The sequence below is a fragment of the Streptomyces sp. NPDC020807 genome, assembly GCF_040641575.1.
GTDB lineage: Bacteria > Actinomycetota > Actinomycetes > Streptomycetales > Streptomycetaceae > Streptomyces.
This window is the reverse complement of the sequence record NZ_JBFADU010000023.1, coordinates 40,055-64,433: the sequence shown is the minus strand read 5'-3', so window position 1 is coordinate 64,433 and position 24,379 is coordinate 40,055. Positions and strand designations below refer to the sequence as shown.

The 24,379-nt window shown below is 73.1% G+C and carries 21 protein-coding genes and 1 pseudogene; 17 read left to right on the top strand and 5 right to left on the bottom strand.

All coding sequences use genetic code 11. From position 1 onward, the window contains the following. Positions 1-132: 132 nt before the first annotated feature. The 5 genes from argC to AB0G79_RS26780 are packed head-to-tail and all read left to right on the top strand — an operon-like array spanning position 133 to position 4,969. On the top strand, positions 133-1,161 hold the full coding sequence (gene argC / locus AB0G79_RS26800; protein WP_360810762.1) for an N-acetyl-gamma-glutamyl-phosphate reductase: 1,029 nt from the start codon (positions 133-135) through the stop codon (positions 1,159-1,161). After that, on the top strand, positions 1,158-2,324 hold the full coding sequence (argJ, locus tag AB0G79_RS26795) for a bifunctional glutamate N-acetyltransferase/amino-acid acetyltransferase ArgJ (protein WP_360810704.1): 1,167 nt from the start codon (positions 1,158-1,160) through the stop codon (positions 2,322-2,324). Before argC ends, argJ begins: the two co-directional genes overlap by 4 nt. Beyond that, positions 2,321-3,226 (top strand): acetylglutamate kinase, encoded by a 906-nt coding sequence (gene argB / locus AB0G79_RS26790; protein WP_360810702.1) that lies wholly within the window; start codon positions 2,321-2,323, stop codon positions 3,224-3,226. Before argJ ends, argB begins: the two co-directional genes overlap by 4 nt. Continuing rightward, entirely contained in the window at positions 3,223-4,431 is a 1,209-nt protein-coding gene (locus AB0G79_RS26785; RefSeq protein WP_360810700.1) for an acetylornithine transaminase, read from the top strand. Before argB ends, AB0G79_RS26785 begins: the two co-directional genes overlap by 4 nt. 7 nt (positions 4,432-4,438) lie before the next feature. Beyond that, positions 4,439-4,969 carry an arginine repressor gene (locus tag AB0G79_RS26780; RefSeq protein WP_360810698.1) on the top strand — a complete coding sequence of 177 codons (531 nt, stop codon included), beginning with the start codon at positions 4,439-4,441 and terminating at the stop codon, positions 4,967-4,969. Positions 4,970-4,987: 18 nt separating this feature from the next. Here AB0G79_RS26780 and AB0G79_RS26775 read toward each other — a convergent pair. Both AB0G79_RS26775 and AB0G79_RS26770 read right to left on the bottom strand, forming a co-directional pair. After that, positions 4,988-5,457, bottom strand: a pseudogene (locus AB0G79_RS26775) (hypothetical protein); the annotation flags it as partial. 19 nt (positions 5,458-5,476) lie between these two features. Then, positions 5,477-6,820, bottom strand: a complete 1,344-nt coding sequence (locus AB0G79_RS26770) for a hypothetical protein (protein ID WP_360810696.1) — start codon at positions 6,818-6,820, stop codon at positions 5,477-5,479. A gap of 150 nt (positions 6,821-6,970) precedes the next feature. Here AB0G79_RS26770 and argH point away from each other — a divergent pair, with 150 nt between their 5' ends. From argH to AB0G79_RS26755, 3 genes are all read left to right on the top strand, one after another. Continuing rightward, complete coding sequence (argH, locus tag AB0G79_RS26765; protein ID WP_360810694.1) at positions 6,971-8,398, top strand: argininosuccinate lyase; 1,428 nt, start codon at positions 6,971-6,973, stop codon at positions 8,396-8,398. Positions 8,399-8,516: 118 nt separating this feature from the next. Then, positions 8,517-9,071 (top strand): helix-turn-helix domain-containing protein, encoded by a 555-nt coding sequence (locus AB0G79_RS26760; protein ID WP_360810692.1) that lies wholly within the window; start codon positions 8,517-8,519, stop codon positions 9,069-9,071. Further along, positions 9,068-10,612 (top strand): MFS transporter, encoded by a 1,545-nt coding sequence (locus tag AB0G79_RS26755; protein WP_360810690.1) that lies wholly within the window; start codon positions 9,068-9,070, stop codon positions 10,610-10,612. The genes AB0G79_RS26760 and AB0G79_RS26755 overlap by 4 nt, the downstream gene beginning before the upstream one ends. Before the next feature lie 92 nt (positions 10,613-10,704). Here the strand turns inward: AB0G79_RS26755 and AB0G79_RS26750 are convergent, their stop codons facing one another. Next, positions 10,705-11,376: a lysophospholipid acyltransferase family protein gene (locus AB0G79_RS26750; RefSeq protein ID WP_360810689.1), complete on the bottom strand. Its 672-nt coding sequence runs from the start codon at positions 11,374-11,376 to the stop codon at positions 10,705-10,707. A gap of 227 nt (positions 11,377-11,603) precedes the next feature. Here AB0G79_RS26750 and AB0G79_RS26745 point away from each other — a divergent pair, with 227 nt between their 5' ends. The 3 genes from AB0G79_RS26745 (at position 11,604) to AB0G79_RS26735 (ending at position 14,032) form a co-directional block, all read left to right on the top strand. Continuing rightward, on the top strand, positions 11,604-12,815 hold the full coding sequence (locus tag AB0G79_RS26745; RefSeq protein ID WP_360810687.1) for a glycerophosphodiester phosphodiesterase: 1,212 nt from the start codon (positions 11,604-11,606) through the stop codon (positions 12,813-12,815). Between the two features lie 113 nt (positions 12,816-12,928). Next, a complete protein-coding gene (locus tag AB0G79_RS26740; RefSeq protein ID WP_360810685.1) occupies positions 12,929-13,492 on the top strand; it encodes a sigma-70 family RNA polymerase sigma factor in 564 nt (187 codons plus the stop codon). A gap of 36 nt (positions 13,493-13,528) precedes the next feature. Then, a complete protein-coding gene (locus AB0G79_RS26735) occupies positions 13,529-14,032 on the top strand; it encodes a GNAT family N-acetyltransferase (RefSeq protein ID WP_360810683.1) in 504 nt (167 codons plus the stop codon). A 29-nt stretch (positions 14,033-14,061) separates the two neighbouring features. Here AB0G79_RS26735 and AB0G79_RS26730 read toward each other — a convergent pair whose 3' ends face one another. Together AB0G79_RS26730 and AB0G79_RS26725 are read right to left on the bottom strand one after the other, a co-directional pair. Beyond that, positions 14,062-14,508, bottom strand: a complete 447-nt coding sequence (locus AB0G79_RS26730; protein ID WP_360810681.1) for a hypothetical protein — start codon at positions 14,506-14,508, stop codon at positions 14,062-14,064. A 2-nt stretch (positions 14,509-14,510) separates the two neighbouring features. After that, positions 14,511-14,873 (bottom strand): hypothetical protein, encoded by a 363-nt coding sequence (locus AB0G79_RS26725; protein WP_360810679.1) that lies wholly within the window; start codon positions 14,871-14,873, stop codon positions 14,511-14,513. Between the two features lie 576 nt (positions 14,874-15,449). On the opposite strand from AB0G79_RS26725, the gene AB0G79_RS26720 reads away from it, so the two are divergent. The 6 genes from AB0G79_RS26720 to cobT all read left to right on the top strand — a co-directional run bounded on the left by AB0G79_RS26720 (position 15,450) and on the right by cobT (position 24,305). After that, complete coding sequence (locus AB0G79_RS26720; RefSeq protein ID WP_360810677.1) at positions 15,450-16,508, top strand: ATP-binding cassette domain-containing protein; 1,059 nt, start codon at positions 15,450-15,452, stop codon at positions 16,506-16,508. Next, complete coding sequence (locus tag AB0G79_RS26715) at positions 16,505-17,173, top strand: methionine ABC transporter permease (protein WP_360810675.1); 669 nt, start codon at positions 16,505-16,507, stop codon at positions 17,171-17,173. Before AB0G79_RS26720 ends, AB0G79_RS26715 begins: the two co-directional genes overlap by 4 nt. Positions 17,174-17,268: 95 nt before the next feature. Next, a complete protein-coding gene (locus AB0G79_RS26710) occupies positions 17,269-18,132 on the top strand; it encodes a MetQ/NlpA family ABC transporter substrate-binding protein (protein WP_360810673.1) in 864 nt (287 codons plus the stop codon). 166 nt (positions 18,133-18,298) lie between these two features. Further along, positions 18,299-18,934 (top strand): GNAT family N-acetyltransferase, encoded by a 636-nt coding sequence (locus tag AB0G79_RS26705; RefSeq protein ID WP_360810671.1) that lies wholly within the window; start codon positions 18,299-18,301, stop codon positions 18,932-18,934. 130 nt (positions 18,935-19,064) lie between these two features. Next, positions 19,065-20,375: a precorrin-6y C5,15-methyltransferase (decarboxylating) subunit CbiE gene (gene cbiE / locus AB0G79_RS26700; RefSeq protein WP_360810669.1), complete on the top strand. Its 1,311-nt coding sequence runs from the start codon at positions 19,065-19,067 to the stop codon at positions 20,373-20,375. A gap of 303 nt (positions 20,376-20,678) precedes the next feature. Beyond that, complete coding sequence (cobT, locus tag AB0G79_RS26695) at positions 20,679-24,305, top strand: nicotinate-nucleotide--dimethylbenzimidazole phosphoribosyltransferase (RefSeq protein WP_360810667.1); 3,627 nt, start codon at positions 20,679-20,681, stop codon at positions 24,303-24,305. Positions 24,306-24,379 lie beyond the last annotated feature (74 nt).

Below are 24,379 nucleotides of genomic sequence, written 5' to 3'. Positions count from 1 at the left end.
CGCGCCACACACGCCATCCGGCCATCCGGTCATTCCCGAGGGCACGTCGGCGACTCGTTGCATAAACCTGCGGGCGCACGTATAGTCATGCCATCCATGAGGAGGGTTTCGATGGCAGCGGAGACGAGAGCGATGAAGGTGCGAGTGGCGGTCGCTGGTGCGAGCGGGTACGCGGGCGGGGAACTCCTGCGTCTGCTCCTCGCCCACCCCCACGTCGAGATCGGCACCCTGACCGGCCACTCCAACGCCGGCCAGAAGCTGGGCGCCCTCCAGCCGCACCTGCTGCCGCTCGCCGACCGTGTCCTCGCGCCGACGGAGGCCGGGGAACTCGCCGGGCACGATGTCGTCTTCCTGGCGCTCCCGCACGGCCAGTCGGCCGCCGTCGCCGAGCAGCTCGGCGACGACGTGCTCGTCGTCGACATGGGCGCCGACTTCCGCCTCAAGGACCCGGCCGACTGGGAGACGTACTACGGCTCCCCGCACGCCGGCACCTGGCCCTACGGCCTCCCCGAACTGCCCGGCGCCCGCACGGCCCTGGAGGGCTCCAAGCGCGTCGCCGTCCCCGGCTGCTACCCGACCGCCGTCTCGCTCGCGCTCTTCCCGGCGTACGGGAGCGGTCTCGCCCAGCCCGAGGCGGTCATCGTCGCCGCCTCCGGCACCTCCGGCGCCGGCAAGGCCGCCAAGCCGCACCTCCTCGGCAGCGAGGTGATGGGCAACATGTCCCCGTACGGCGTCGGCGGCGGCCACCGCCACACCCCCGAGATGATCCAGAACCTCAGCGGTCCGGCGGGGGAGCGGGTCACCGTCTCCTTCACGCCGACCCTGGCCCCGATGCCCCGCGGCATCCTCGCCACCTGCACCGCCTCCGCGAAGCCCGGCGTCACCGCCGAGGCCGTACGGGCGGCGTACGAGAAGGCGTACGCGGACGAGCCCTTCGTCCACCTCCTGCCCGAGGGCCAGTGGCCCGCGACGGCGTCCGTCTACGGTTCGAACGCCGTTCAGGTGCAGGTCACGTACGACGCCGCCGCGAACCGGATCATCGCCATCAGCGCCATCGACAACCTCACCAAGGGCACCGCCGGCGGTGCGGTGCAGAGCATGAACATCGCCCTGGGCCTCCCCGAGGACACCGGACTTTCCACGATTGGAGTTGCGCCGTGAGCGTGACCGCAGCGAAGGGATTCACGGCGGCGGGCATCGCCGCCGGGATCAAGCAGAACGGCAACCCGGACCTGGCCCTCGTGGTCAACACCGGGCCCCGCCGCGCCGCCGCGGGAGTCTTCACCTCCAACCGCGTCAAGGCCGCCCCCGTCGTCTGGTCCCAGCAGGTCCTCGCCGACGGCGAGCTGACCGCCGTCGTCCTCAACTCCGGCGGGGCCAACGCCTGCACCGGCCCGCAGGGCTTCCAGGACACCCACGCCACCGCCGAGAAGGTCGCCGAGGTCCTCAGCGGCCGGGGCACCGAGGTCGGCGCCGGCGAGGTCGCCGTCGCCTCCACCGGCCTCATCGGCGTCCTCCTCCCCATGGACAAGCTCCTCCCCGGCGTCGAGACGGCCGCGGCCGAGCTCTCCGAGCACGGCGGCGACAAGGCCGCCATCGCCATCAAGACCACCGACACCGTCCACAAGACGGCCGTGGCCTCCCGGGACGGCTGGACCGTCGGCGGGATGGCCAAGGGCGCGGGCATGCTCGCCCCCGGCCTCGCCACCATGCTCGTCGTCCTCACCACGGACGCCGACGTCGACGCCAAGGGCCTCGACGACGCGCTCCGGGGAGCCACCCGCGTCACCTTCGACCGGGTCGACTCCGACGGCTGCATGTCCACCAACGACACCGTCCTGCTCCTCGCCTCCGGCGCCTCCGGCGTCACGCCCGCGCAGGACGCCTTCACCGAGGCCGTACGGGCCGTCTGCGACGACCTCGCCCGCCAGCTCATCGGCGACGCCGAGGGCGCCAGCAAGGACATCCGCATCGAGGTCGTGAACGCGGCGACCGAGGACGACGCCGTCGAGGTGGGCCGCTCCATCGCCCGCAACAACCTCCTCAAGTGCGCCATCCACGGCGAGGACCCCAACTGGGGCCGTGTCCTCTCCGCCATCGGCACCACCCGGGCCGCCTTCGAGCCCGACCGGCTCAACGTCGCCATCAACGGCGTCTGGGTCTGCAAGAACGGCTCGGTCGGCGAGGACCGCGACCTCGTCGACATGCGCTACCGGGAGGTCACCATCACCGCCGACCTCGCCGCCGGCACCGAGTCCGCCGTCATCTGGGCGAACGACCTCACCGCCGACTACGTCCACGAGAACAGCGCGTACTCGTCATGACGCAGACCGCGCGGAAGCACACCGCCCTCCCGAAGGCCCAGATCCTCATCGAGGCGCTGCCCTGGCTCACCCGCCACCACGGCAAGACCGTCGTGGTCAAGTTCGGCGGCAACGCGATGATCGACGACGACCTCAAGTCCGCGTTCGCCCAGGACATCGTCTTCCTGCACCACGCCGGCCTGAAGCCGGTCGTCGTGCACGGCGGCGGCCCCCAGATCAACGCCGCCCTGGACCAGGCCGGCCTGGTCAGCGAGTTCAAGGCGGGCCTGCGGGTCACCACCCCCGAGGCGATGGACGTCGTCCGGATGGTGCTCGCGGGCCAGGTCCAGCGCGAGCTCGTCGGGCTGCTCAACCAGCACGGCCCGCTCGCCGTCGGTCTCACCGGCGAGGACGCGCACACCATCACCGCCACCAAGCACCGGCCGGTCATCGACGGCGAGACGGTCGACATCGGCCGGGTCGGCGAGATCACCGCCATCGACACCGGCGCCATAGAGGCGCTCCTGGAGGACGGCCGGATCCCGGTGATCTCCTCCATCGCCCGCTCCCAGGACGACGGACATGTCTACAACGTCAATGCTGATACGGCGGCTGCGGCACTCGCTGCGGCGCTGGGCGCCGAAACGCTGATGGTCCTGACCGACGTCGAGGGCCTCTACGAGGACTGGCCGAACAGCGACGAGGTCATCAGCCGGCTCACGGCGAGCCAGCTGGAGAAGCTCCTGCCCGAGCTCTCCAGCGGCATGGCCCCCAAGATGGAGGGCTGCCTGCACGCCGTACGGAACGGGGTCACCACGGCCCGCGTGATCGACGGCCGGGTCCAGCACTCGATCCTGCTGGAGATCTTCACCGACGAGGGCATCGGCACGATGGTCGTGCCGGACGACCAGGGGGCGAAATGAGCGGCAACGGCGGCAACACGGAGCTGACCCAGCGGTGGCAGGGCTCCCTCATGGACAACTACGGCACGCCCAGGCTGCCGCTCGTCCGCGGTGAGGGCGCCAAGGTCTGGGACGCCGACGGCAAGGAGTACGCGGACTTCGTCGGCGGCATCGCCGTCAACGCCCTCGGCCACGCCCACCCGGCGGTCGTCGAGGCCGTCAGCCGCCAGGTCCGCAGCCTCGGCCACGTCTCCAACCTCTTCGTCGCCGAGCCGCCCGTCGCCCTCGCCGAGCGGCTGCTCTCCCTCTTCGGCCGCCCCGGCAGGGTCTTCTTCTGCAACTCGGGCGCCGAGGCCAACGAGGCCGCGTTCAAGATCGGCCGGCTCACCGGTCGGACCCACATGGTCGCCACCGAGGGCGGCTTCCACGGCCGGACCATGGGCGCCCTCGCGCTCACCGGCCAGCCCGGCAAGCAGGCCCCCTTCCTGCCGCTGCCCGGCGACGTCACCCACGTCCCGTACGGGGACGCGGAGGCCCTGCGCGCCGCCGTCACCGAGGAGACCGCGCTCGTCGTCATCGAGCCGATCCAGGGCGAGAACGGCGTCGTCGTCCCGCCCGCCGGCTACCTGAGGGCGGCCCGCGAGATCACCCGCGCCACCGGCACGCTCCTCGTCCTCGACGAGGTCCAGACCGGCATCGGCCGCTGCGGTCACTGGTTCGAGTACCAGGCCCACGAGGGCGTCGAGCCCGACGTCGTCACCCTCGCCAAGGGCCTCGGGGGCGGTCTGCCGCTCGGCGCGACCGTCGCCTTCGGCGAGGCCGCGGAGCTCTTCGCCCCCGGCCACCACGGCACGACCTTCGGCGGCAACCCGATCGCCTGCGCCGCCGGACTCGCCGTCCTCGACGTCCTCGGGGCCGACGCCGCCCTCGACCACGTCAAGGCGGTGGGGGAGCGGCTGCGCCAGGGAATCGAGGATCTGGGCCACCCGCTGGTCTCCCACGTCCGTGGTGCGGGCCTCTTGCTGGGTATCGTGCTTACCGAGCCCCTCGCACCCCAGGTGCAGCAGGCGGCTCAGGACGCCGGCTTCCTGGTCAACGCGCCCGCCCCCGACGTCGTGCGGATCATGCCTCCGCTGGTCCTCACCGACGCCGAGGCGGACGCCTTCGTCGAGGCGCTGCCCGGTGTCCTCGACGTGGCGAACGGGCAAGGACGAAGCGGAGAATGAGACGACGATGACCGACGCGCAGGAGAACGAGCACGGCGGGCCGTCCGTTCCGCAGACCCGCACCGCACGCCACCGCAGGATCGTCGACATCCTCAACCGGCAGCCGGTGCGCTCGCAGAGCCAGCTCGCCAAGCTCCTCGCGGACGACGGACTGAGCGTCACCCAGGCGACGCTCAGCCGTGACCTCGACGAGCTCGGCGCGGTGAAGATCCGCAACACCGGCGGCGAACTCATCTACGCGGTCCCCAGCGAGGGCGGCTTCCGCACCCCGCAGGCGCCGCTCGGCGAGTCCGCCAAGGAGGAGCGCATGCGGCGCCTCTCCGGTGAACTGCTGATCTCCGCCGAGGCGTCCGCGAACCTCGTGGTCCTGCGGACCCCGCCGGGCGCGGCCCAGTTCCTCGCGTCGGCCATCGACCAGGCCGAACTGAACGCCATCCTCGGTTCGATCGCCGGCGACGACACCCTGCTCCTGATCAGCCGCGACCCGACGGGCGGTCAGGCCCTCGCCGACCACCTGCTGAAGCTGGCGCAGAAGTAGCCGCGGACGTTCCTCACAGCGCGTGATCGCCGTCGGACCGTTCCCGGTCCCGACGGCGATGTGCGGTGAACGAGCCGGGTCCGCCCAGGCGGGCACCGCTCGCATGGACCCAGCGGCACCGAGACGCAACCGGCGGTCGCACCGCGCCCGTTGAGGTGCAGGAAGATCCCGGCCCCGCGCCCGCACCGGCCGGCCGCAGGTGAACCCGACGGCGAGCGCGTGCGCGTACCGAGGGTCGTACGTGACGAGGTGCTCGGCGTCGGCGGGCCGGCAGTCCTTCGGCAGCCCCTCCACGCAGCGGTTGTACGCGCGCGAGTCGCGTCCTGCCACCACCGGGACCGCCGTGTCACGCGCGCGTAGCGGGACGAGTTCCCCGTCGGCGCGGGCGCGACCCCGAAGGCGTACGGCAGCCGGAAGAGTCCGGTCGGCGTCGTGGACGTCCCCCGGCGCCGCGTCGCCCCTTCGGCGAGCCCGTTGGCCCCGAAGCGCGGGCGCGGACCCGGCGCGTCAGCGGCAGAGCACGGCGCGGGCGTGCGCCGCCAGCTTCGGCTCGGCGTCGTCGAGCAGCGGCCAGGAGATCTCGCGCAGCTCGGCCTCGGCGCACGTGGCGGTCAGCAGCCGGTACGCCCCCACGCGCACGTGCCTCGCGTTCTCCGCTCCGAGCCGTGCCCGCAGCTCGTCCACGGGCAGCCGCTCCGACCACGGTACGAGGGCGGTCACCGTCTCCCGTACGACCCTGGGGGAGGGGTCGTCGAGCAGCGGCAGCAGGCGCAGGGCGCCCGGCGTCTCCAGGACGCGCAGTCCCGCCACCGCGTGGGCGCGGACGCCGGAGACAGGGTGTTCCGTGAGCGGCCACAACAGGGCGACGTCCTCGCGCGTGCCGCACTCGGCGAGGCCGAGGGGCGCCGGTGCGGGCACCGCGTCGCCCGAGCAGAGCGCCCGGTAGAGCGGGGCCGTCTCGACGCCCGACTGCCGGAGCACGTACCGGGCGCAGGCCCGCACCAGGGCCGAACGGTCGACGAGGTGGGCCTCGGCGTCCTGCGGGAGCCCGGCCCGGCGCAGTGCCGTCACGCCGGCCGCGCGGACGCGGCCGTGCGCGGAGCGCAGCAGGGGCGCGAGGAGCTCGCGCGCGTTCGAAGGGGTCGCCTGGGCCACCGCGCCGGTCGCGCAGAGGTCCTGGATCACCACGTCGGGGTCGGTGGCCGCCGTCAGGGCGCACAGCTCGGGGGAGAGGCGCCCTCGCTCGACGGCGATGCGGTGCGCCAGGCGGCGGGTCGCCCGGTCCCTGCTCGCGAGGACGGCGTCGAGGACGGGCACGGGGCTCTCCCGGAGCGTGTCCTCCAGATGCGTGCGGGCGGCCCCGCCGTAGCGGCGCGCGGAGGTCCGCAGGATGACCGCCGCCAGGACGCCGATCGCCTCGGGCCCGACGGAGGGCAGGGTGGAGCGCAGCAGGTCGCGGGCGACCTCGCGGACCGGCTCGGCCCAGTCCGCGCAGCGGATCGCCACGAGGGGGAGGAGCGGGCGCAGGGTCGGTGCGGGAAGGCGGGCCGCGTGCCGGAGGGCCGCCTCGCGGATCCGGCCGTCGGCGTGGCAGAGCGCGACGGCGACGGCGGACTCGTCGGGCTCGCGGGGCCGCAGGTCCACGGCGGGCAGGGGAGCGTCCCAGGCCCAGCCGAAGCGGCGGCGGGGCGCCCAGGTCGTGCGCGGCAGCGCGGACGGGCTGGTTCGGGCGCGCTCGCGCACGGCGAGGTCGAGCCCCGTCCAGGCGGCGGCGTCCGAGGTGTCGATCACCGCGTGCGGCGGGAGGCCGCCCGCCAGGCGGTCGGCCGCGGCGGTGTCCGTGTCGTCCATGGCCGGAGCCTAGAGAAGAGGCCCGCGCGCGTGCTCCCGGTTTTCGTCGGGGCACACGGACCGCAATTGACAAAACATACGGCGGTCCGCATAGTTATGCCTATCAAGCTCGACCTCGTGTCATCCGCCCACGTCCGAACGGGAGCAGCAGTGAGCAGCAACAACGGTGACGTCCGGCTCTGGGGCGGGCGCTTCGCCGACGGTCCCGCCGAGGCCCTCGCGAAGCTGTCCGCGTCGGTTCACTTCGACTGGCGCCTCGCGCCGTACGACATCGCCGGTTCCCGTGCCCACGCGCGCGTGCTGCACAAGGCGGGCCTGCTCACCGAGGACGAGCTGACCCGCATGCTCGCCGGACTCGACCAGCTGGAGGCGGACGTCGCCGACGGCTCCTTCGTCGGCACCATCGCCGACGAGGACGTCCACACCGCCCTGGAGCGCGGCCTCCTGGAGCGCCTCGGCGCCGACCTCGGCGGCAAGCTGCGCGCCGGCCGCTCGCGGAACGACCAGGTCGCGACGCTCTTCCGGATGTACCTGCGGGACCACGCCCGGATCATCGGCGGCCTGGTCGCCGAGCTCCAGGACGCGCTCGTCGGCCTCGCCGAGGCCCACGCGGACGTCGCCATGCCGGGCCGTACGCACCTCCAGCACGCCCAGCCGGTGCTCTTCGCCCACCACGTCCTGGCCCACGTCCAGTCCCTCTCCCGGGACGCCGAGCGGCTGCGCCAGTGGGACACCCGGACGGCCGTCTCCCCGTACGGCTCCGGCGCCCTCGCGGGCTCCTCGCTCGGTCTCGACCCGGAGGCGGTCGCCAAGGACCTCGGCTTCGAGCGCGGCTCGGCCGGCAACTCGATCGACGGCACGGCCTCCCGCGACTTCGTCGCCGAGTTCGCCTTCATCACGGCGATGATCGGCGTGAACCTCTCGCGTATCGCGGAGGAGATCATCATCTGGAACACGAAGGAGTTCTCCTTCGTGACCCTCCACGACGCCTTCTCCACCGGCTCGTCGATCATGCCGCAGAAGAAGAACCCGGACATCGCCGAACTGGCGCGGGGCAAGTCGGGCCGCCTCATCGGCAACCTGACGGGCCTCCTCGCCACCCTGAAGGCGCTCCCGCTCGCGTACAACCGCGACCTCCAGGAGGACAAGGAGCCGGTCTTCGACTCCTGCGACCAACTGGAGGTCCTGCTTCCGGCCTTCACCGGCATGATGGCCACCCTCACGGTGAACCGCGAGCGCATGGAGGAGCTGGCCCCGGCCGGATTCTCCCTCGCGACGGACATCGCCGAGTGGCTGGTGAAGCAGGGCGTGCCGTTCCGGGTGGCGCACGAGGTGGCCGGCGAGTGCGTGAAGGTCGCCGAGTCGGAGGGCAAGGAGCTCGACGAGCTCTCGGACGAGCAGTTCGCCAAGATCTCCGAGCACCTCACCCCCGAGGTCCGCACGGTCCTCAACGTCCCCGGCGCCCTCGCCTCCCGCGACGGCCGCGGGGGCACGGCCCCCTCGGCCGTCGCCGTCCAGCTCGTCGAGGTCAAGGCCGACCTGGTCATCCAGCACGCCTGGGCCGACGCCAAGAAGTAGTCCCCCCGCTCGGCCGACAGCGCCGCCGCTCTCCCCCGGGAGGGCGGCGGCGCTGTCTTTTTTGGTCAACCACGTCTCGGGTGAGACATTAGTGTCTCATTCGGTGTATGGTCGTCTCATGTCCGATGACCGTCGCACCCAGGTGCTCCGCAGCGCCGCCGCCCTGCTCTCCCGCAAGTCGACCGCCACCATGGACGAGGTCGCACGGGCCGCCGGGATCGGCCGGGCCACGCTGCACCGGTACTTCGCCGGGCGCGACGCCCTCGTGCGGGCGCTCGAAGAGCTCGGGATCCAGGAGCTGGAGGCGGCCCACGACCGGGCCCGCACCGCCGAGGGCCCGGCCGACGAGGCCGTGCGCCGGCTCGTCGCCGAGGTGGAGTCCGTCGCTCCGCTGCTCTCGTTCCTCGTGACCGAGAACCAGCTCTTCGAGGGCGACCAGATGAACGACGGCTGGGAACGCCTCGACACCCGGGTCTCCGACCTCTTCCGGCGCGGCCAGGAACAGGGCGTCTTCCGGATCGACCTGACCCCCGCCTGGCTCACCGAGGCCCTCTACGGGCTCATCGGTTCCGGCGCCTGGGCCGTGCAGGACGGCCGGGTCGCCGCCAAGGACTTCCAGTACATGATCGTCGAGCTGCTGCTCGGCGGAGCGCGCAGGAGCGTGGAGAAGTGACCACCAGCACCCTCACGACCAAGAGCCATATCGAGGGCGGACCCCGCCCCGGCCGGTGGCTCGCCCTTTCCGTCCTCGTCCTGGCCGTCCTGCTCGTGGCCGTCGACGCCACGGTCCTGGGCCTCGCGACCCCGTTCCTCTCCGAGGACCTCAAGCCCACCGGCACCCAGCTCCTCTGGATCGGCGACGTCTACTCCTTCGTCATCGCCGGACTCCTCGTCTCCATGGGCAGCCTCGGCGACCGCATCGGCCGCAAGAAGCTGCTGCTCATCGGCGCCACCGCCTTCGGCGCCGTCTCGGTCCTGAACGCCTACGCGACCAGCCCCGAGATGATGATCGTCGCCCGCGCCCTCCTCGGCGTCGCCGGCGCGACCCTCATGCCGTCCACCCTGGCGCTCATCCGCAACCTCTTCCACGACCCGCGCGAGCGCAGCCTCGCCATCGGCATCTGGGGCGCCATGGCCTCGGCCGGCATGGCCGTCGGACCGGTCGTCGGCGGGTTCCTCCTGGAGCACTTCTGGTGGGGCTCGGTCTTCCTCATCAACCTGCCCGTCATGGCCGTCCTGGTCGTCGTCGGCGCGAAGCTGATCCCCGAGTCGAAGAACCCGAACTCGGGCCCCTGGGACCTCCCCAGCGTCGCCCTCTCCCTCGTCGGCATGATCGGCGTCGTCTACGCGATCAAGGAACTGGCCTCCCACGGCCTCTCCCTCGACGCGGTCGTGGCCGCCCTCGCCGGTGTCGCCGCCCTGACCGGGTTCGTCCGCAGGCAGCTCACCCTGCCCATCCCGCTCCTGGACATGCGCCTGTTCCGCCACCGCGGCTTCTCCGGCGCCGTCCTCGCCGACCTCCTGACCATCCTCGGCCTCTCCGGTCTGGTCTTCTTCCTCTCCCAGTTCCTCCAGCTGGTCCAGGGCCGCCAGCCCCTGGAGGCCGGTCTCGCCGAGCTCCCCGCCGCGATCGGTGCCGTCACGGCCGGTCTCGCCGCCGGTCTCGTCGCCCGCCGGTTCTCCGTGCGGTCGGTCGTGGCGGGCGGTCTCGCCGCCATCGGACTCTCCCTCGCCGTCCTGACGAGCATCGACCAGTCCACCGGCTACCCGATGCTCGGCGCGAGCCTCCTCGTCGTCGGTGTGGGCAGTGGCTTCGCCTTCACCGTCACCGCCGACGTGATCCTGTCCAGCGTCCCGAAGGAACAGGCCGGCGCGGCCTCCGCCGTCTCCGAGACCGCGTACGAGCTCGGCGCCGCCCTCGGCATCGCCGTCCTCGGCTCGATCGTGACGGGTGTCTACCGAGGCTTCGCGACCCCGGCCGGCGTCCCCTCCGGTGTCGCCTCGGCCGCCCACGAGTCCCTCGGCGGCGCGGTGGAGGCCGCCGGCGCCCTCGCCCCGGACGAGGCCACCGCCCTGGTGACCGCCGCCCAGGACGCCTTCGTCGACGGCCTGCGCATCGCCGCCGGGGTCGGCGCGGCGTTCCTCCTCGCGGCCGCCGTCGCCGCCTGGTTCCTCCTGAAGGGCCAGAAGCTGGAGGACGGCGTCAGCCACTGACGCACCCGGAAACGCGAAGGTGCCCCGTACGGCCGATCGCCGTACGGGGCACCTTCACGCGTTCACGCGTATACGAGACCGCCGGACGGGCCCTACGCGGCCTTCGCCTTCGTCGCGTACATGTCCACGTACTCCTGCCCGGACAGCCGCATCACCTCGGCCATCACCGAGTCCGTCACCGCCCGCAGCACGTACCGGTCGCGGTCCATCCCGTCGTACCGCGAGAACTCCATCGCCTCGCCGAAGCGGACCGTCACCCTGCCCGGTCGCGGGAACCCGGCGCCGCCGGGCTGGATCTTGTCCGTGCCGATCATCGCGAACGGCACCACCGGCGCGCCCGTCATGAGCGTCAGCCGGGCGATGCCCGTACGGCCCCGGTACAGGCGGCCGTCGGGGGAGCGGGTGCCCTCCGGGTAGATCGAGAAGATCTTGCCCTCCTCCAGGACCCGGCGTCCGGTCATCAGCGCCGCGACACCGCCGCGGCCGCCGTCCCGGTCCACCGGGATCATGCCGACGCTGGTGAAGAACCAGGCCATCGCCCAGCCCTTGAGGCCCTTGCCCGTCACGTACTCGTCCTTGCCGATGAAGTAGACCGGGCGGTCCAGGCAGATCGGCATGATCATCGAGTCGATGAAGGTGAGGTGGTTCCCCGCGAGGATCACGGGACCGGTCCCCGGGATGTTCTCGGCGCCCTCCACGCGGGGGCGGAACATCAGGCGCATGACCGGCCCGAGCACTGCCTTGATGATCGCGAGACGGGACAACGGTTCCTCCGGTGGGACGCGGTCGGTCGACCTGTCGAGCTGACGGTGCAGCTGGCGACGATACTCGCGGGTCCCGGTCGTCCGCACATCGGGTTCATCGAGTGGATACGCAGTGTTGACGTGTGTTTCCGCCATGTTCGGCGGAGGTCAAGCCGCTGGAGGGGCGCCGTGCCTAGCGTCGGAGACCCCCGTTGACAGGTGCGGGACATCACACAGGAGGAGTCCACATGACACAGGGCGCAGGCCGGACCCCGGCGCGGCGGACCGTTCTCGGAGCGGCCGGAGCGGCGGCGGTACTGGGAGCCTCCACGGCCCTCCCCACGGGCACCGCCCACGCCGCCGGGGCGGGCGGCGCCGCGGCCGGGGGCGCGGCCGGGGATGCCGCCGACCGCCGCACCGGCCACGGCCGCGGCTACCGCTCCCTCCCCGTCCCGACCGTCATCGCCCACCGCGGCGCCAGCGGCTACCGCCCCGAGCACACCCTCGGCTCCTACCGCCACGCCCTCGACCTCGGCGCCCACGTCATCGAGCAGGACCTCGTCCCCACCCGGGACGGCCACCTCGTCTGCCGCCACGAGAACGACATCACCGGCACCACCGACGTCGCCGACCACCCCGAGTTCGCCTCCCGGCGGACCACCAAGAGCGTCGACGGCACCTCGATCACCGGCTGGTTCACCGAGGACTTCACGCTCGCCGAGCTCAGGACCCTCCGCGCCAAGGAGCGCATCCCGGCCACCCGCCAGGAGAACACCCTCTACGACGGCCGCTGGACCGTCCCCACCTTCGAGGAGGTCCTGCGCTGGGCCGAGGACGAGGGCCGTCGCCGGGGCCGCGAGATCTGGCTCCACGTCGAGACGAAGCACCCCACCTACTTCCGCTCCCTCGGCCTCGGCCTCGAGGAGCGCCTCGCGAAGCTGCTGCGCCGGTACGGGCGCCACCGCGCCAACTCCCCGGTCTTCCTCCAGTCCTTCGAGCCGAGCAGCATCCAGCGCCTCGCCGGCCTCGTCGACTCCCCGCGCGTGGTCCTGCTCTCCGGCGCCGGCACCCGCCCCTGGGACTTCGTCGAGGCGGGGGACCCGCGCACGGTCGCCGACCTCGTCACGCCCGAGGGCCTGCGCTGGATCGCCTCGTACGCGCAGGGCATCGGCCCCACGCTCGACCTGGTGATCCCGAAGGACGCGTCGGGCCGCCTCACCGCGCCGACCGCGCTCGTCCGCGACGCGCACGCCGAGGGCCTGGTCCTCCACCCGTACACGCACCGCAACGAGAACGCCTTCCTGCCCGCCGACTTCCGCCGGGGCACGGACCCGACGGCGTACGGCGACGCCTTCGGCGCACTGGGGCGGTACCTGGGGACGGGGATCGACGGCATCTTCTCCGACAACCCGGACACGGCCCTGCTCGCGGCGGCGGAGCTGGACGCCGACCGGGTCTGAGAGAGGCCGAGGGGGCGTACGGTCCGGCCGCCGCCGGGCTCGTACGCCCCCCTCACGGGTGGTTTGGGCCCGGTACGGCAACCGCCGCCGTGAGCACGGACATCGTGCCGGACATGACCACCCCCGAAACCCGCCCCGCCCCCGAGTCCACCCGCGGCCTCCTCGCCGCCCTCGCCCCGCTCCTCGCCGCCGAGTCCGACGCCGAGGCCCCCGCCGCCGGTGTCGACCCCGGCGACCTCGAACAGGCCGTCTGGCTCCGCCTCCTGGAGCGACTGCGCGACACCGGCGCCCCCGACCGCCCCGCCGACTGGCTGCGCCGCGCCGTCCGCGCCGAGGCCCGCAGGGCCCGCAGGAACGCCGACCGGGAACGCCCGTACCCCGGCGAACCCGCCCCGGGGCCGGACGCCGACGTCCCGCACGGCTCCCCGGAGGGCTCGCTCCTCGTCGCCGAACGGCACCGCACCCTGCGCGCGGCCGTCACCCGTACGCCCGGCCGCTGCCCCCGGGTGCTCGCCGCCATGCTCGACCCGGAGGACCCCACCTACCGAGAAATCGCAGGAGAGTTGGGTATCTCACAGGGCAGTCTGGGGCCGATGCGTTCCCGTTGCCTGGGATGCCTGCGCAGAATGCTGGCTGCAGAGGTTCCCGTCCCCGGCCGACGGGGAAGGGTGCGATAAACCGACGGCGAAGCACATGAGCGGGAGGCGGCACACATGGGCCTGAGCGTGACCATCTCGGCAGCGGACGCGCGGGACGCGGAGCACATCCTGAAGCTGCAGTACCTCTGCTACCAGAGCGAGGCGGAGCTGTACGGGGACTGGTCCATCGAGCCGCTCACCCAGACGCTCGACGCCCTCCGCGCGGAGCTGGCCGAGGGGTACGGCCTCGTGGCCCGGCTCGGCGACGAGGTCGTCGCCTCCGTGCGGGCCCGCCTCGACGAGGACGGCACGGTACGGATCGCCAAGCTCATCGTCCACCCGCGCATGCAGCGCCACGGCCTCGGCAGCCGGCTGCTCGACGGCATCGAGCGGCACTTCGCCGCGGCCGACGAGACCGCCTCCTCCGCGGAGACGGCGGCGGCCAAGCGCTTCCAGCTCTTCACCGGCCACCGCAGCGAGGTCAACCTGCGGCTCTACCGCAGCAGGGGGTACGAGCAGGTCGGCACCCGGGAACTCGGCCCGAAGCTCACGCTCGTGACCCTGGAGAAGGCCGCCTAGGCGCCCTTCGTGACCCTGGAGAAGGCCGCCTAGGCGCCCTTGGCCGCCTTCCGCAGCCACCAGATGCCGGTCAGCGGCAGCAGCACCGGAATGAAGACGTAGCCGTATCCGAAGTCCGACCAGACCGTCGCGTCGGGGAAGGCGGACGGCTCGACCAGCGTCCAGGTCCCCACGACCAGCACGCCCGCGAGCTCGGCGGCGCAGCAGAACAGCGCCGCCCTGCGGGCCTTCTCCCCGCCGCGTACCAGCGTGTACGTGATGAAGACGTAGACGGCCGCGGCCACCGCCGACAGGCTGTACGCGAGCGGCGCGCGGTCGAACTCGGTGGCGATCTGGTAGATCGACCGGGAGACCGCGCCGACCGACATCACGCCGTACAGCCAGACGAGCAGCATGCCCGGGCCCGTGACCAGCCGGGCCCTGCCCTGAGTGCCGGTGCCGGTGCCCGTGCCGGTCTCGGGTTCGGTCGCGGTCATGGTCAGCCCACCGTCCAGATGTCGTAGAGACGCACTTCCAGCACGGCGAGGACGACCGCTCCGGCCGCCACCGTCGCCGAACCCCACCGGCTCCGCTCGGCGAGCGACATGAAGCCCGCGATCGGGACCGCGCACAGCGCGCCCAGCAGATAGGCGACGAAGATCGTCGTGCCCTCCTCGGCCTTCTCGCCGCGCGCGAGCTGCACGATGCCGACGATCAGCTGGACCAGGACGAGGAAGGTCACCACGGCCATGCCGATGAAGTGCCAGTCCTTGGTCGGCTGGTCGCGGTAGGCGGCGAAGCCGCACCAGGCGGCGAGGGCGAGCGCGGCCACGGAGACCGTGACCGTCAGGGCGTCGAGCATGCGCCCGAGGGTATTACGGGCCGAAGGGCCCAGGACGCGCGCCCCCCTGCGCCCGGACCGGGCGCACGTGGCCTTGGCCACACCCGACGCCCGACGGGGGGTCGCCGACCGGCCGCACCCGTTTCGTCCCGGAACCCGTTCGGCGCAGGCCATGCGCGGGGGAGCGGCGTCCGGGGCCGGTGAAGAGGTGTCCGTATGACGTCTCAACTGGCATCTCAACGCCGTCCGCTATTCGGACACCCCGCTTTCGTTCGCGAGTGCGCATGCTTTACTTGCAGACATGACCACGACGAGCAGCCGCACCCTTGCGACCGAGGCGAACACGACGCCCGGTGCTCGTTGTATGTGTCGAATGTGCGCCTTCTGAGGGCCCCCGCCTGAGTTTCGCGCCCCGAAGCGAGACCCGACGGCCGTGCCGATCCTCCCGCCATCCGGCGGCGGACCGTGCCCGCCCCGCGCACCCCGCTGACCCCCGGCCACCCGCCGGACCGGCTTGATGTGCGCCGACTGTCCGAAAGACGAACGCCACGTGCCCGGCGGAACCCGCGCCGCGCACTCGACAGTGACGGAAATCCTGTGATCACCACATCGGGCCTGACCAAGGTCTACGAGTCGCGCGGCCGCCAGGTCACCGCGCTGGACGGCGTCGACCTCCACGTCCGCGAGGGCGAGGTCTTCGGCGTGATCGGCCAGAGCGGCGCCGGCAAGTCCTCGCTCATCCGCTGCGTCAACCTCCTGGAGCGCCCCACCTCCGGCACCGTGACCGTCGACGGCGTCGACCTCACCGCCCTCGCCGGGAAGAGCCGCCGCGCCGGCAAGGACCTCCGCCGCGCCCGCAGCAGCATCGGCATGGTCTTCCAGCACTTCAACCTGCTGTCCTCCCGCACGGTGAAGGACAACATCGAGCTCCCCCTGGAGATCCTCGGCGTCTCCGGCGCCGAGCGCTCCCGCCGCGCCCTCGAACTCCTCGACCTCGTCGGCCTCGCCGACAAGGCCAAGGCCTACCCCGGCCAGCTCTCCGGCGGCCAGAAGCAGCGCGTCGGCATCGCCCGCGCCCTCGCCGGAAACCCCAAGGTCCTCCTCTCCGACGAGGCCACCAGCGCCCTCGACCCGGAGACCACCCGCTCCATCCTCCAGCTCCTGCGCGACCTCAACCAGCAGCTCGGCCTCACCGTCCTGCTCATCACGCACGAGATGGACGTCGTCAAGACGATCTGCGACTCCGCCGCGCTCATGCAGCACGGCCGCGTCGTCGAGACCGGCACCGTCGGCGAACTGCTCGCCACCCCCGGCTCCCAGCTGGCCGCCGAGCTCTTCCCGGTCAGCGGCGCTCCCACGGGCCCGGACCGCACGGTCGTCGACGTCACCTTCCACGGCGAGTCCGCGACCCAGCCGGTCATCTCCCAGCTCTCCCGCACCTACAACATCGACATCTCGATCCTCGGGGCGGCGATGGACACCGTGGGCGGGAAGCAGATCGGCCGGATGCGGATCGAGCTCCCCGGACGGTACGAGGACAACGTCGTCCCGGTCGGCTTCCTGCGCGAGCAGGGCCTCCAGGTCGAACTCGTGGAAGCGGAAGCGGACGCACAGCCGGGCGCCACGCCCGTACTGGTCAAGGAAGGTGCCAAGTGACCTGGTCGGAGATGCAGCCCCTCCTGGAGCAGGGCACCGTCGACACGCTCTACATGGTCCTCTGGGCCACCGTCGTCACCGTCGTCGGCGGTCTGCCGCTCGGCATCCTCCTCGTCCTCACGGACAAGGGCGGACTGCTCCAGAACCGGCCGGTCAACAAGGTCGTCGGTGCGATCGTGAACGTCGGGCGTTCGCTGCCGTTCATCATCCTGCTGATCGCCCTGATCCCCTTCACCACTTTCGTCGTCGGAACCTTCATCGGCCCCACCGCGATGATCGTGCCCCTCGCCATCGGCGCCATCCCCTTCTTCGCGCGCCTCGTCGAGACCGCGATCCGCGAGGTCGACCACGGACTCGTCGAAGCCGTCCAGGCCATGGGCGGCGGCATCCCCACCATCGTCCGCAAGGTCCTGCTCCCGCAGGCCCTGCCGTCGCTGGTCTCGGCCGTCACCACCACCGTGATCGTCCTCATCGGGTACTCCGCGATGGCCGGCGCGGTCGGCGGCGAAGGCCTCGGCTCCAAGGCCGTCACCTACGGATACCAGCGCTTCGACACCACGTTCATGCTGGTCACCGTCGTCGTCCTGGTCCTCGTCGTGACCGTCGTCCAGCTCATCGGCGACGGGGTCGTACGACTCCTCGCCCGCCGGGGCCGTACCGCGTAACGGCCACCCGGCCACCCAAGACTTCTTCGTCGAGAAGAAACAGCCCGGACTTGTTGTCCAGGCGTCCACCGCACCACCGGAAAGAGGCACTCTTCGTGCGTAAGAACATCAAGCTCACCGCCGGTATCGCCGCCACCGCCGCCCTCGCCCTCGGCCTCACCGCCTGCGGCACCTCCTCGGACCCGTCCACCTCCAAGGACGCCGCCGGCTCCGGCGACACCTCCAAGCCGCTCGTCGTCGCCGCGTCCCCGACGCCGCACGCCGACATCCTCAACTTCGTCAAGGACAACCTGGCCGAGAAGGCGGGCCTGAAGCTGGAGGTGAAGGAGTTCACGGACTACGTCCTGCCGAACACCGCCACCCAGTCCGGCCAGGTCGACGCCAACTTCTTCCAGCACAAGCCGTACCTCGACGACTTCAACAAGAAGAACAAGACCACCATCGTCCCCGTGGTCAACGTCCACCTGGAGCCGCTGGGCCTCTACTCCAAGAGCCTGAAGTCGGTGAAGGACATCAAGGCCGGCCAGACCGTCGCCGTCCCGAACGACACCACCAACGAGGGCCGCGCCCTCCACCTGCTCGCCGAGAACGGCCTCATCACCCTCAAGGACGGCGTCGGCACCGACGCCAAGCTCTCCGACATCACCGACAAGAAGGGCCTGGAGTTCAAGGAGCTGGAGGCCGCCACCGTGCCCCGCGCCCTGAACGACGTGGACGCCGCCGTCATCAACGGCAACTACGCCATCGAGGCCAAGCTCTCCCCGTCGAAGGACGCCCTCGTCCTGGAGAAGGCGGAGGGCAACCCGTACGCCAACTTCCTCGCCGTCAAGGAGGGCAACGAGAAGGACGCCCGCGTGCAGAAGCTCGCCGAGCTCCTCAACTCGCCCGAGGTGAAGAAGTACATCGAGGACACCTACAAGGGTTCGGTCATCCCCGCCTTCGGCGCCGCCGCCAAGTAGGGCACCGGCCAGGTCCCTTCGACGAGGGCCCCCGCACCGCCTCCGGTGCGCGGGGCCCTCGTCGCGTCCTCCGCCCCCGGGCGACCCGGCCATGCGCGCCGACGGCCGCATGCTGCATGCTGTGCGTTCACGGTCGATTCGGACGGTCCACGGCATGGAGCTGAGCATGACTACCACCTTCCCGGACATCTCCATCAACACGGACCGGCTGGTGCTGCGCGCGCTCGAAGAGGGGGACGCCCCCGCCCTCGCCGAGATGATGAACGACGACCAGGTCGGCGCCTGGACCGCCGTCCCCCAGCCGTACAGCGAGGCCGCCGCCCGCCGTTGGATCACCGAGTCCGCCCCCACCGAGCGCGCCGCCGGCCGCGGCCTCGACCTCGGCGTGACCGAGTTCCTCACCCAGCGCCTCGTCGGCATCGTCCAGTTGAGCAACACGAACTGGCGGGTCCGCTCCACCGAACTCTCGTACATCGTCGCCCCCTGGGCACGCGGCGAGGGATACGCCTCCGAAGCCGCCCTCGCCACCGCCCAATGGCTCTTCGGCGACCAGAAGTTCGAGCGCATCGAGCTCCGCACCGCCGCCGACAACACCGCCTCCCAGCAGGTCGCCCAGAAGATCGGCTGCATCAGCGAGGGCGTCCTGCGCAACGCCTGCATAGCCCGCACCCGCACCGAGGACGGCGGCTGGACCGACCTGCGCACCGACTTCATCGTCTGGGGCCTGCTCCCCGAGGACCTCGACGGCGTCGCCGACCAGATGGCCGAGGCCGGGTACTCCTCGTACACCGAGTGGAGCTGAGCCGGAGCCGGCCCGGCCCCCGCCAGGAACAGGTGCGCGAACCGCCCCGCGGAACCGCACCGCGACGCCCCCGTCGGGGTACGCTCGGCACGCCCCCGACCTGCGACGACACCACAGGAGACTGACGACGATGGCCGACCGGGTCACGGTGATCGGCTGGGACGGCTCGCCCCTCACCGCGGCCGCCAGGTCCGCGCTCGCCGCCGCCACCCTCGTGGCCGGCGCCGCCCACCACCTGGCGCTCCCCGAAGTCCCCCCGGCCGCCGAACGCGTCCGCCTCGGCAGCGTCGACATCGCCGCCCGCCGCATCGCCGGCCACCGCGGCACCGCCGTCGTCCTCGCCGACGGCGACCCCGGCTTCTTCGGCGTCGTCCGCACCCTGCGCGCCCCCGAGCACGGCCTCGAGGTCGAGGTCGTCCCCGCCGTCTCCTCCGTCGCCGCCGCCTTCGCCCGCGCCGGAATGCCCTGGGAGGACGCCCGCACCGTCGTCGCCCACCAGCGCACCCTGCGCCGCGCCGTCAACGTCTGCCGCGCCCACCCCAAGGTCGCCGTCCTCACCTCCCCGGGAGCGGGACCCGCCGAACTCGCCCTGCTCCTCGACGGCGTCCACCGCACCTTCGTCGTCTGCGAGGAACTCGGCACCGACCGCGAACAGGTCTCCGTCCTCACCTCCGACCGCGCCGCCGACCACTCCTGGAGCGACCCCAACGTCGTCCTCGTCATCGGCGGCGCCGGCGGCGGCGGGACGCCCGCCCCTCCCTGGCTCGCGGGCCAGGACCCGGCCGTTCGGTCGGTACGGGGCTGGGGCCTGCCCCAGGAGGAGTACGCCTCCGACGGCAACGGCAACGGCAACGGCAACGGCACCAGCACCGGAACCGGCATCGGGGCCCGGCGGCCCGGTGAGCCCGCGACCGCCCCCGCCCAACGCCCCACGGCCGGCGAGGACCCGACGCTCCGCATCGCCCAACTCGCCCGCCTCGGACCGCGCGTCGGCGACCTCGTCTGGGACATCGGCTGCGCCGGCGGCGCGTTCGCCGTCGAGGCCGCCCGCTTCGGCGCCGCCGTCATCGCCGTGGACACCGACCCCGCCGCCTGCGCCCGCACCGAAGCCGCCGCCCGTCGCCACGGCGTCCTCCTCCAGACCGTCCCGGGCCGCGCCCCGCACGTCCTGGAGAGCCTGCCCGAACCCGACGTCGTACGGATCGGGGCCGGTGGCGTCCCCGTCGTCACCGCCTGCACGGAGCGCCGCCCGGAGCGGATCGTCACCCACGCGTCCACCCGCGACGAGGCGGAGGCCATCGGCACCGCCCTCGCCGACGGCGGCTACGCGGTGGAGAGCCTCCTCCTGCAGACCGTCGGCCTCGACCCCGACGACTGGTCGGAGCGCGAGCGTTCGGTGGTCTTCCTGCTGGCCGGCCGCAGGACGGAACACGCCCCGTGATCCCTCCGGGGCGTCAGGGCGGGTAGGCTGGCCGATTGTTGTACCGCACCGGCACGTTCGGCATGTCGTTCGAACGCGCCGGGGTCAACGGCCCACATGGCCGCTGATGTGGTACGAGACCTGGGGGAACCGCGCGACGTGGCGCAGTCCACAGCCCATCGCGGCGGATCTGCCTTCCGCGACGGCCGACGGCCGCGACAATGAGTGGGTGTCCGCGCGTCCTTCGTGCCGCGCGGCGCACGCGCTCGTTGTTGTCGACGGGCGCAGGTCCGAAGGAACACAAGCGATGGGCGAGGGGTACGCATGACGGACACCGGCCAGGTCCCGGGCGAGGGGCAGCCGGAGAACGCAGGCATGGTCGAGCAGCCGGGCATCCCCGCTCCGGGCGCGTACACCTTCCTGGACCCCTCCGAGCACGCAGCCGAGGACGACGACATCCTTCTCATGCCGGGCGCCCAGGGCGCCTGGAGCGAGCACCCCCCGGGTGTCGTGCCCGCGCCGCCGGTGGCCGTACCGGCCCCGCAGGAGGCCCCCGGGCACCCCGCGGCCCCCGCCGTGCCCGTGGTCCCGAACCAGGCGGCGCACCAGGGTGTCCCGCAGCCGGTCGCCCCGGAGGCCGAGGTCCCGGTGGGCGACCCGCTCACCGACCCGCTGCCGGACCCGCTGACCGATCCCCTCACGGGCCCGCTCCCCGACTCCTTCGTCCTCGCCGACGTGCTGACCGCCCCTCAGGGCCAGACCCCGCCGCAGGGCGTGCCGGCCGCGCAGAGCTTCACCACCCCGCCGCACGGCACCCCGGCCGAGGGCCCCCAGTTCCCCGGCACGCCCGCGCACGGCACCCCCGTCCCGGGCGCCGAGGCCCACGGCGTCCCCGCCGCCGCTCAGGAGCAGGTCGTCACCGACCACGGCTACGAGCCCGGCATCCTCGACACCGGCGCCCACGAGGCCGCCGGCCGCGACTCCGGCTCCGTCGACCTCGGCGGCGTCCGCGTCCCGCCGCCGGCCGGAGCCACGCCGCCGCCGTCCCGCCGCCCGCTGCACATGGGCCCGCCGGTGCCCGACGCCACCGGTGGCGTCGTCCTCTCCCTCGCCGACCGCGGCCCCGCCGCCGCGCCGGTCCCGCAGCCCGCGCCCGCACCCGCGCCGGTCGTCGCCACCGGGCCCGCGCCCGTGCCCGTCCGGAACCCGGGACCGCCCACCACGGGCCCCGAGTACTTCGACATCCCGCAGGACCGCCAGCTCGCGCCGCAGGGCGCGGAGCCGTGGGGCGCGCAGCCGCAGGAGTCCCTGGCGCCCCAGGCCGCGGCCCCCGCAGAAACGGTCGTCCCGGCGGCCGGCCAGTTCGTCCCCGTCGACGGTTCCCTCCCGACGGCCCCGCACCTGGCTCCGACGCTCGTCGCCGAGGCCGAGGAGCCGGTCGAGGCCGCCGAGGCGCCCGCGGCGACCGAGACGGCGGAGGAGTCCGCCCCCGAGGCGGTCGCCGCCGAGCCCCAGGCCGTCGTCCCCGCCCCGCGCGAGGGCGAGCCCGCGCCCGAGGTTCTCGTCCCGGTCACCGAGCCCGCGGCGGAGCCCGCCGCCGAGACGGCCGTCGAGACGGCTGCCGAGACGACCGCCGAGGCCGAGCAGGCTCCCGAGCAGCCGCAGGAGCCGGTGGCGGTGGCCGTGGCCGCCGAGCCGGTCGCCGAGGCCGAGCTCGCGGAGCCCGCCGCCGCGGCCGCCGCGGAGGTCGCCGCGGAGCCCGTGGCCCCGGTCGAGCAGGCCCCGGAGCAGCCGCAGGAGCCCGTCGCCGCCGAGCCCGTCGAGCCCGTCGAGGAGCCCGCGCAGCCCGTCGCGGAGATCCCCGCCGAGGAGCTTCCCGTCGCGGAGGCCCCCGTCGTCGAGACCCCGCAGGCGGAGGAGCCCGCCGAGGCCGCCGCGCCCGAGCCCGCCGCCCCCGAGGCCGAGCCCGTCGCCGAGAACGCCGCGGGCGCCGAGAGCGCCGAGCCGGTCGAGGCTCCCGCCGCCCCCGAGGCCCTCGCGGCCACCGAGGGCCCCGAGTCGCCCGAGGTTCCCGAGACTCCCGAGGGCTTCGTCGACGCGGCCGAGCTGGTGGACGCCGCCGAGCTCGCGCCCGCCGCCGAAGCCGTCCAGGCCGCCCCCGAGGCCGAGGCGCCCGTCGCGGACGGCGACGCCGGGTCCGAGTCCGAGACCGTCCCCGGTCCTCCGGCCCCCGGCTACGCCGACGCCGAGCGCGAGGCCGTCCTCCGCGTGATGCGCGAGCGCCGCGACATCCGCAACGGCTTCCGCTCCGACCCCATCCCGCACGAGGTGCTGCTCCGCGTCCTGGAGGCCGCCCACACGGCCCCCAGCGTCGGCCACTCGCAGCCCTGGGACTTCGTCGTCATCCGCTCCGCCGAGACCCGGCAGACGATGCACGAGCTCGCCCAGCGCCAGCGCGAGGCGTACGCCAAGTCGCTGCCGAAGGCCCGCGCGAAGCAGTTCAAGGAACTGAAGATCGAGGCCATCCTCGACACCCCGGTCAACATCGTCGTGACCGCCGACCCCACCCGGGGCGGGCGCCACACCCTCGGCCGCTACACGCAGCCGCAGATGGCCCCGTACTCCTCCGCGCTCGCCGTGGAGAACCTCTGGCTCGCCGCCCGCGCCGAGGGCCTCGGCGTCGGCTGGGTCAGCTTCTTCGACGAGCGCGAGATGGTCCGCACCCTCGGCCTTCCCGAGCACCTCGAAGTGGTCGCCTACCTCTGCGTCGGCTACGTCGACGAGTTCCCCGCCGAACCCGAACTGGCGCAGGCGGGCTGGTCCAAGCGCCGCCCGCTCGCCTGGGTGGTCCACGAGGAGACGTACGGCCGTCGCGCCCTTCCCGGCGAGGAGCCGCACGACTTGCTCCAGGAGACCGTCGCCAACATCCGCCCGCTCGACGCCAAGGCGCTCGGCGAGGCCTGGGAGCGGCAGAAGCGCATGACCAAGCCGGCCGGCGCGCTCGGCATGCTGGAGATCATCTCCGCGCAGCTCTCCGGGCTCTCCCGGGTCTGCCCGCCGCCGATCCCGGAGCCCGCGGCCGTCGCGATCTTCGCCGGCGACCACGGCGTCCACGCCCAGGGCGTGACCCCCTGGCCGCAGGAGGTCACCGGCCAGATGGTGGCCAACTTCCTCGGCGGGGGAGCGGTCTGCAACGCGTTCGCCAACCAGGTCGGCGCCGAGGTCTGCGTCATCGACGTCGGCGTCGCCACCGAGCTCCCGGCGACCCCGGGCCTCCTGCCCCGCAAGGTCCGCCCCGGCACCGGCGACTTCACCACCGGTCTCGCGATGACCCGCGACGAGGTCCTCGCCGCGATCGAGGTCGGCATCGAGACCGCCCGCGACCTGGTCGCCGCCGGCAACAAGGCGATCCTCACCGGCGAGATGGGCATCGCGAACACCACCGCGTCCGCCGCCCTCATCTCGGTCTACACCGGCGTCGACGCCGCCGAGGTCACCGGCCGCGGCACCGGCATCAACGACGAGACGCACGCCCGCAAGGTCGACGTCGTCCGGCGCGCCCTCGACCTCCACAAGCCGGACCCGGCGGACCCCGTCGGCGTCCTCTCGGCCATCGGCGGCCTGGAGCACGCGGCCCTCGTCGGCCTCATTCTGGGCGCGTCCTCGCTGCGCACCCCGGTCATCCTCGACGGCGTCTCCACCGGCGCGGCGGCGCTCGTGGCCCGGGCCATCGCGCCCGAGTCCCTCGCCGCCTGCATCGCCGGCCACCGCAGCGCCGAGCCCGGCCACGTGGCCGCGCTCAACAAGCTGGGCCTGCGCCCCCTGGTCGACCTCGACCTCCGCCTCGGCGAGGGCACGGGCGCCCTGCTCGCGCTCCCGCTCGTGCAGAGCGCGGCCCGCGCGATGCACGAGGTCGCCACGTTCGACTCGGCCGGCGTCACCGAGAAGTAGCAGCACGCCCCCGGATCCACGCCGCGCGTCCCCCCTCCCCGTACGGGAGCGGGGGACGCGCCGGGATCCCCCAC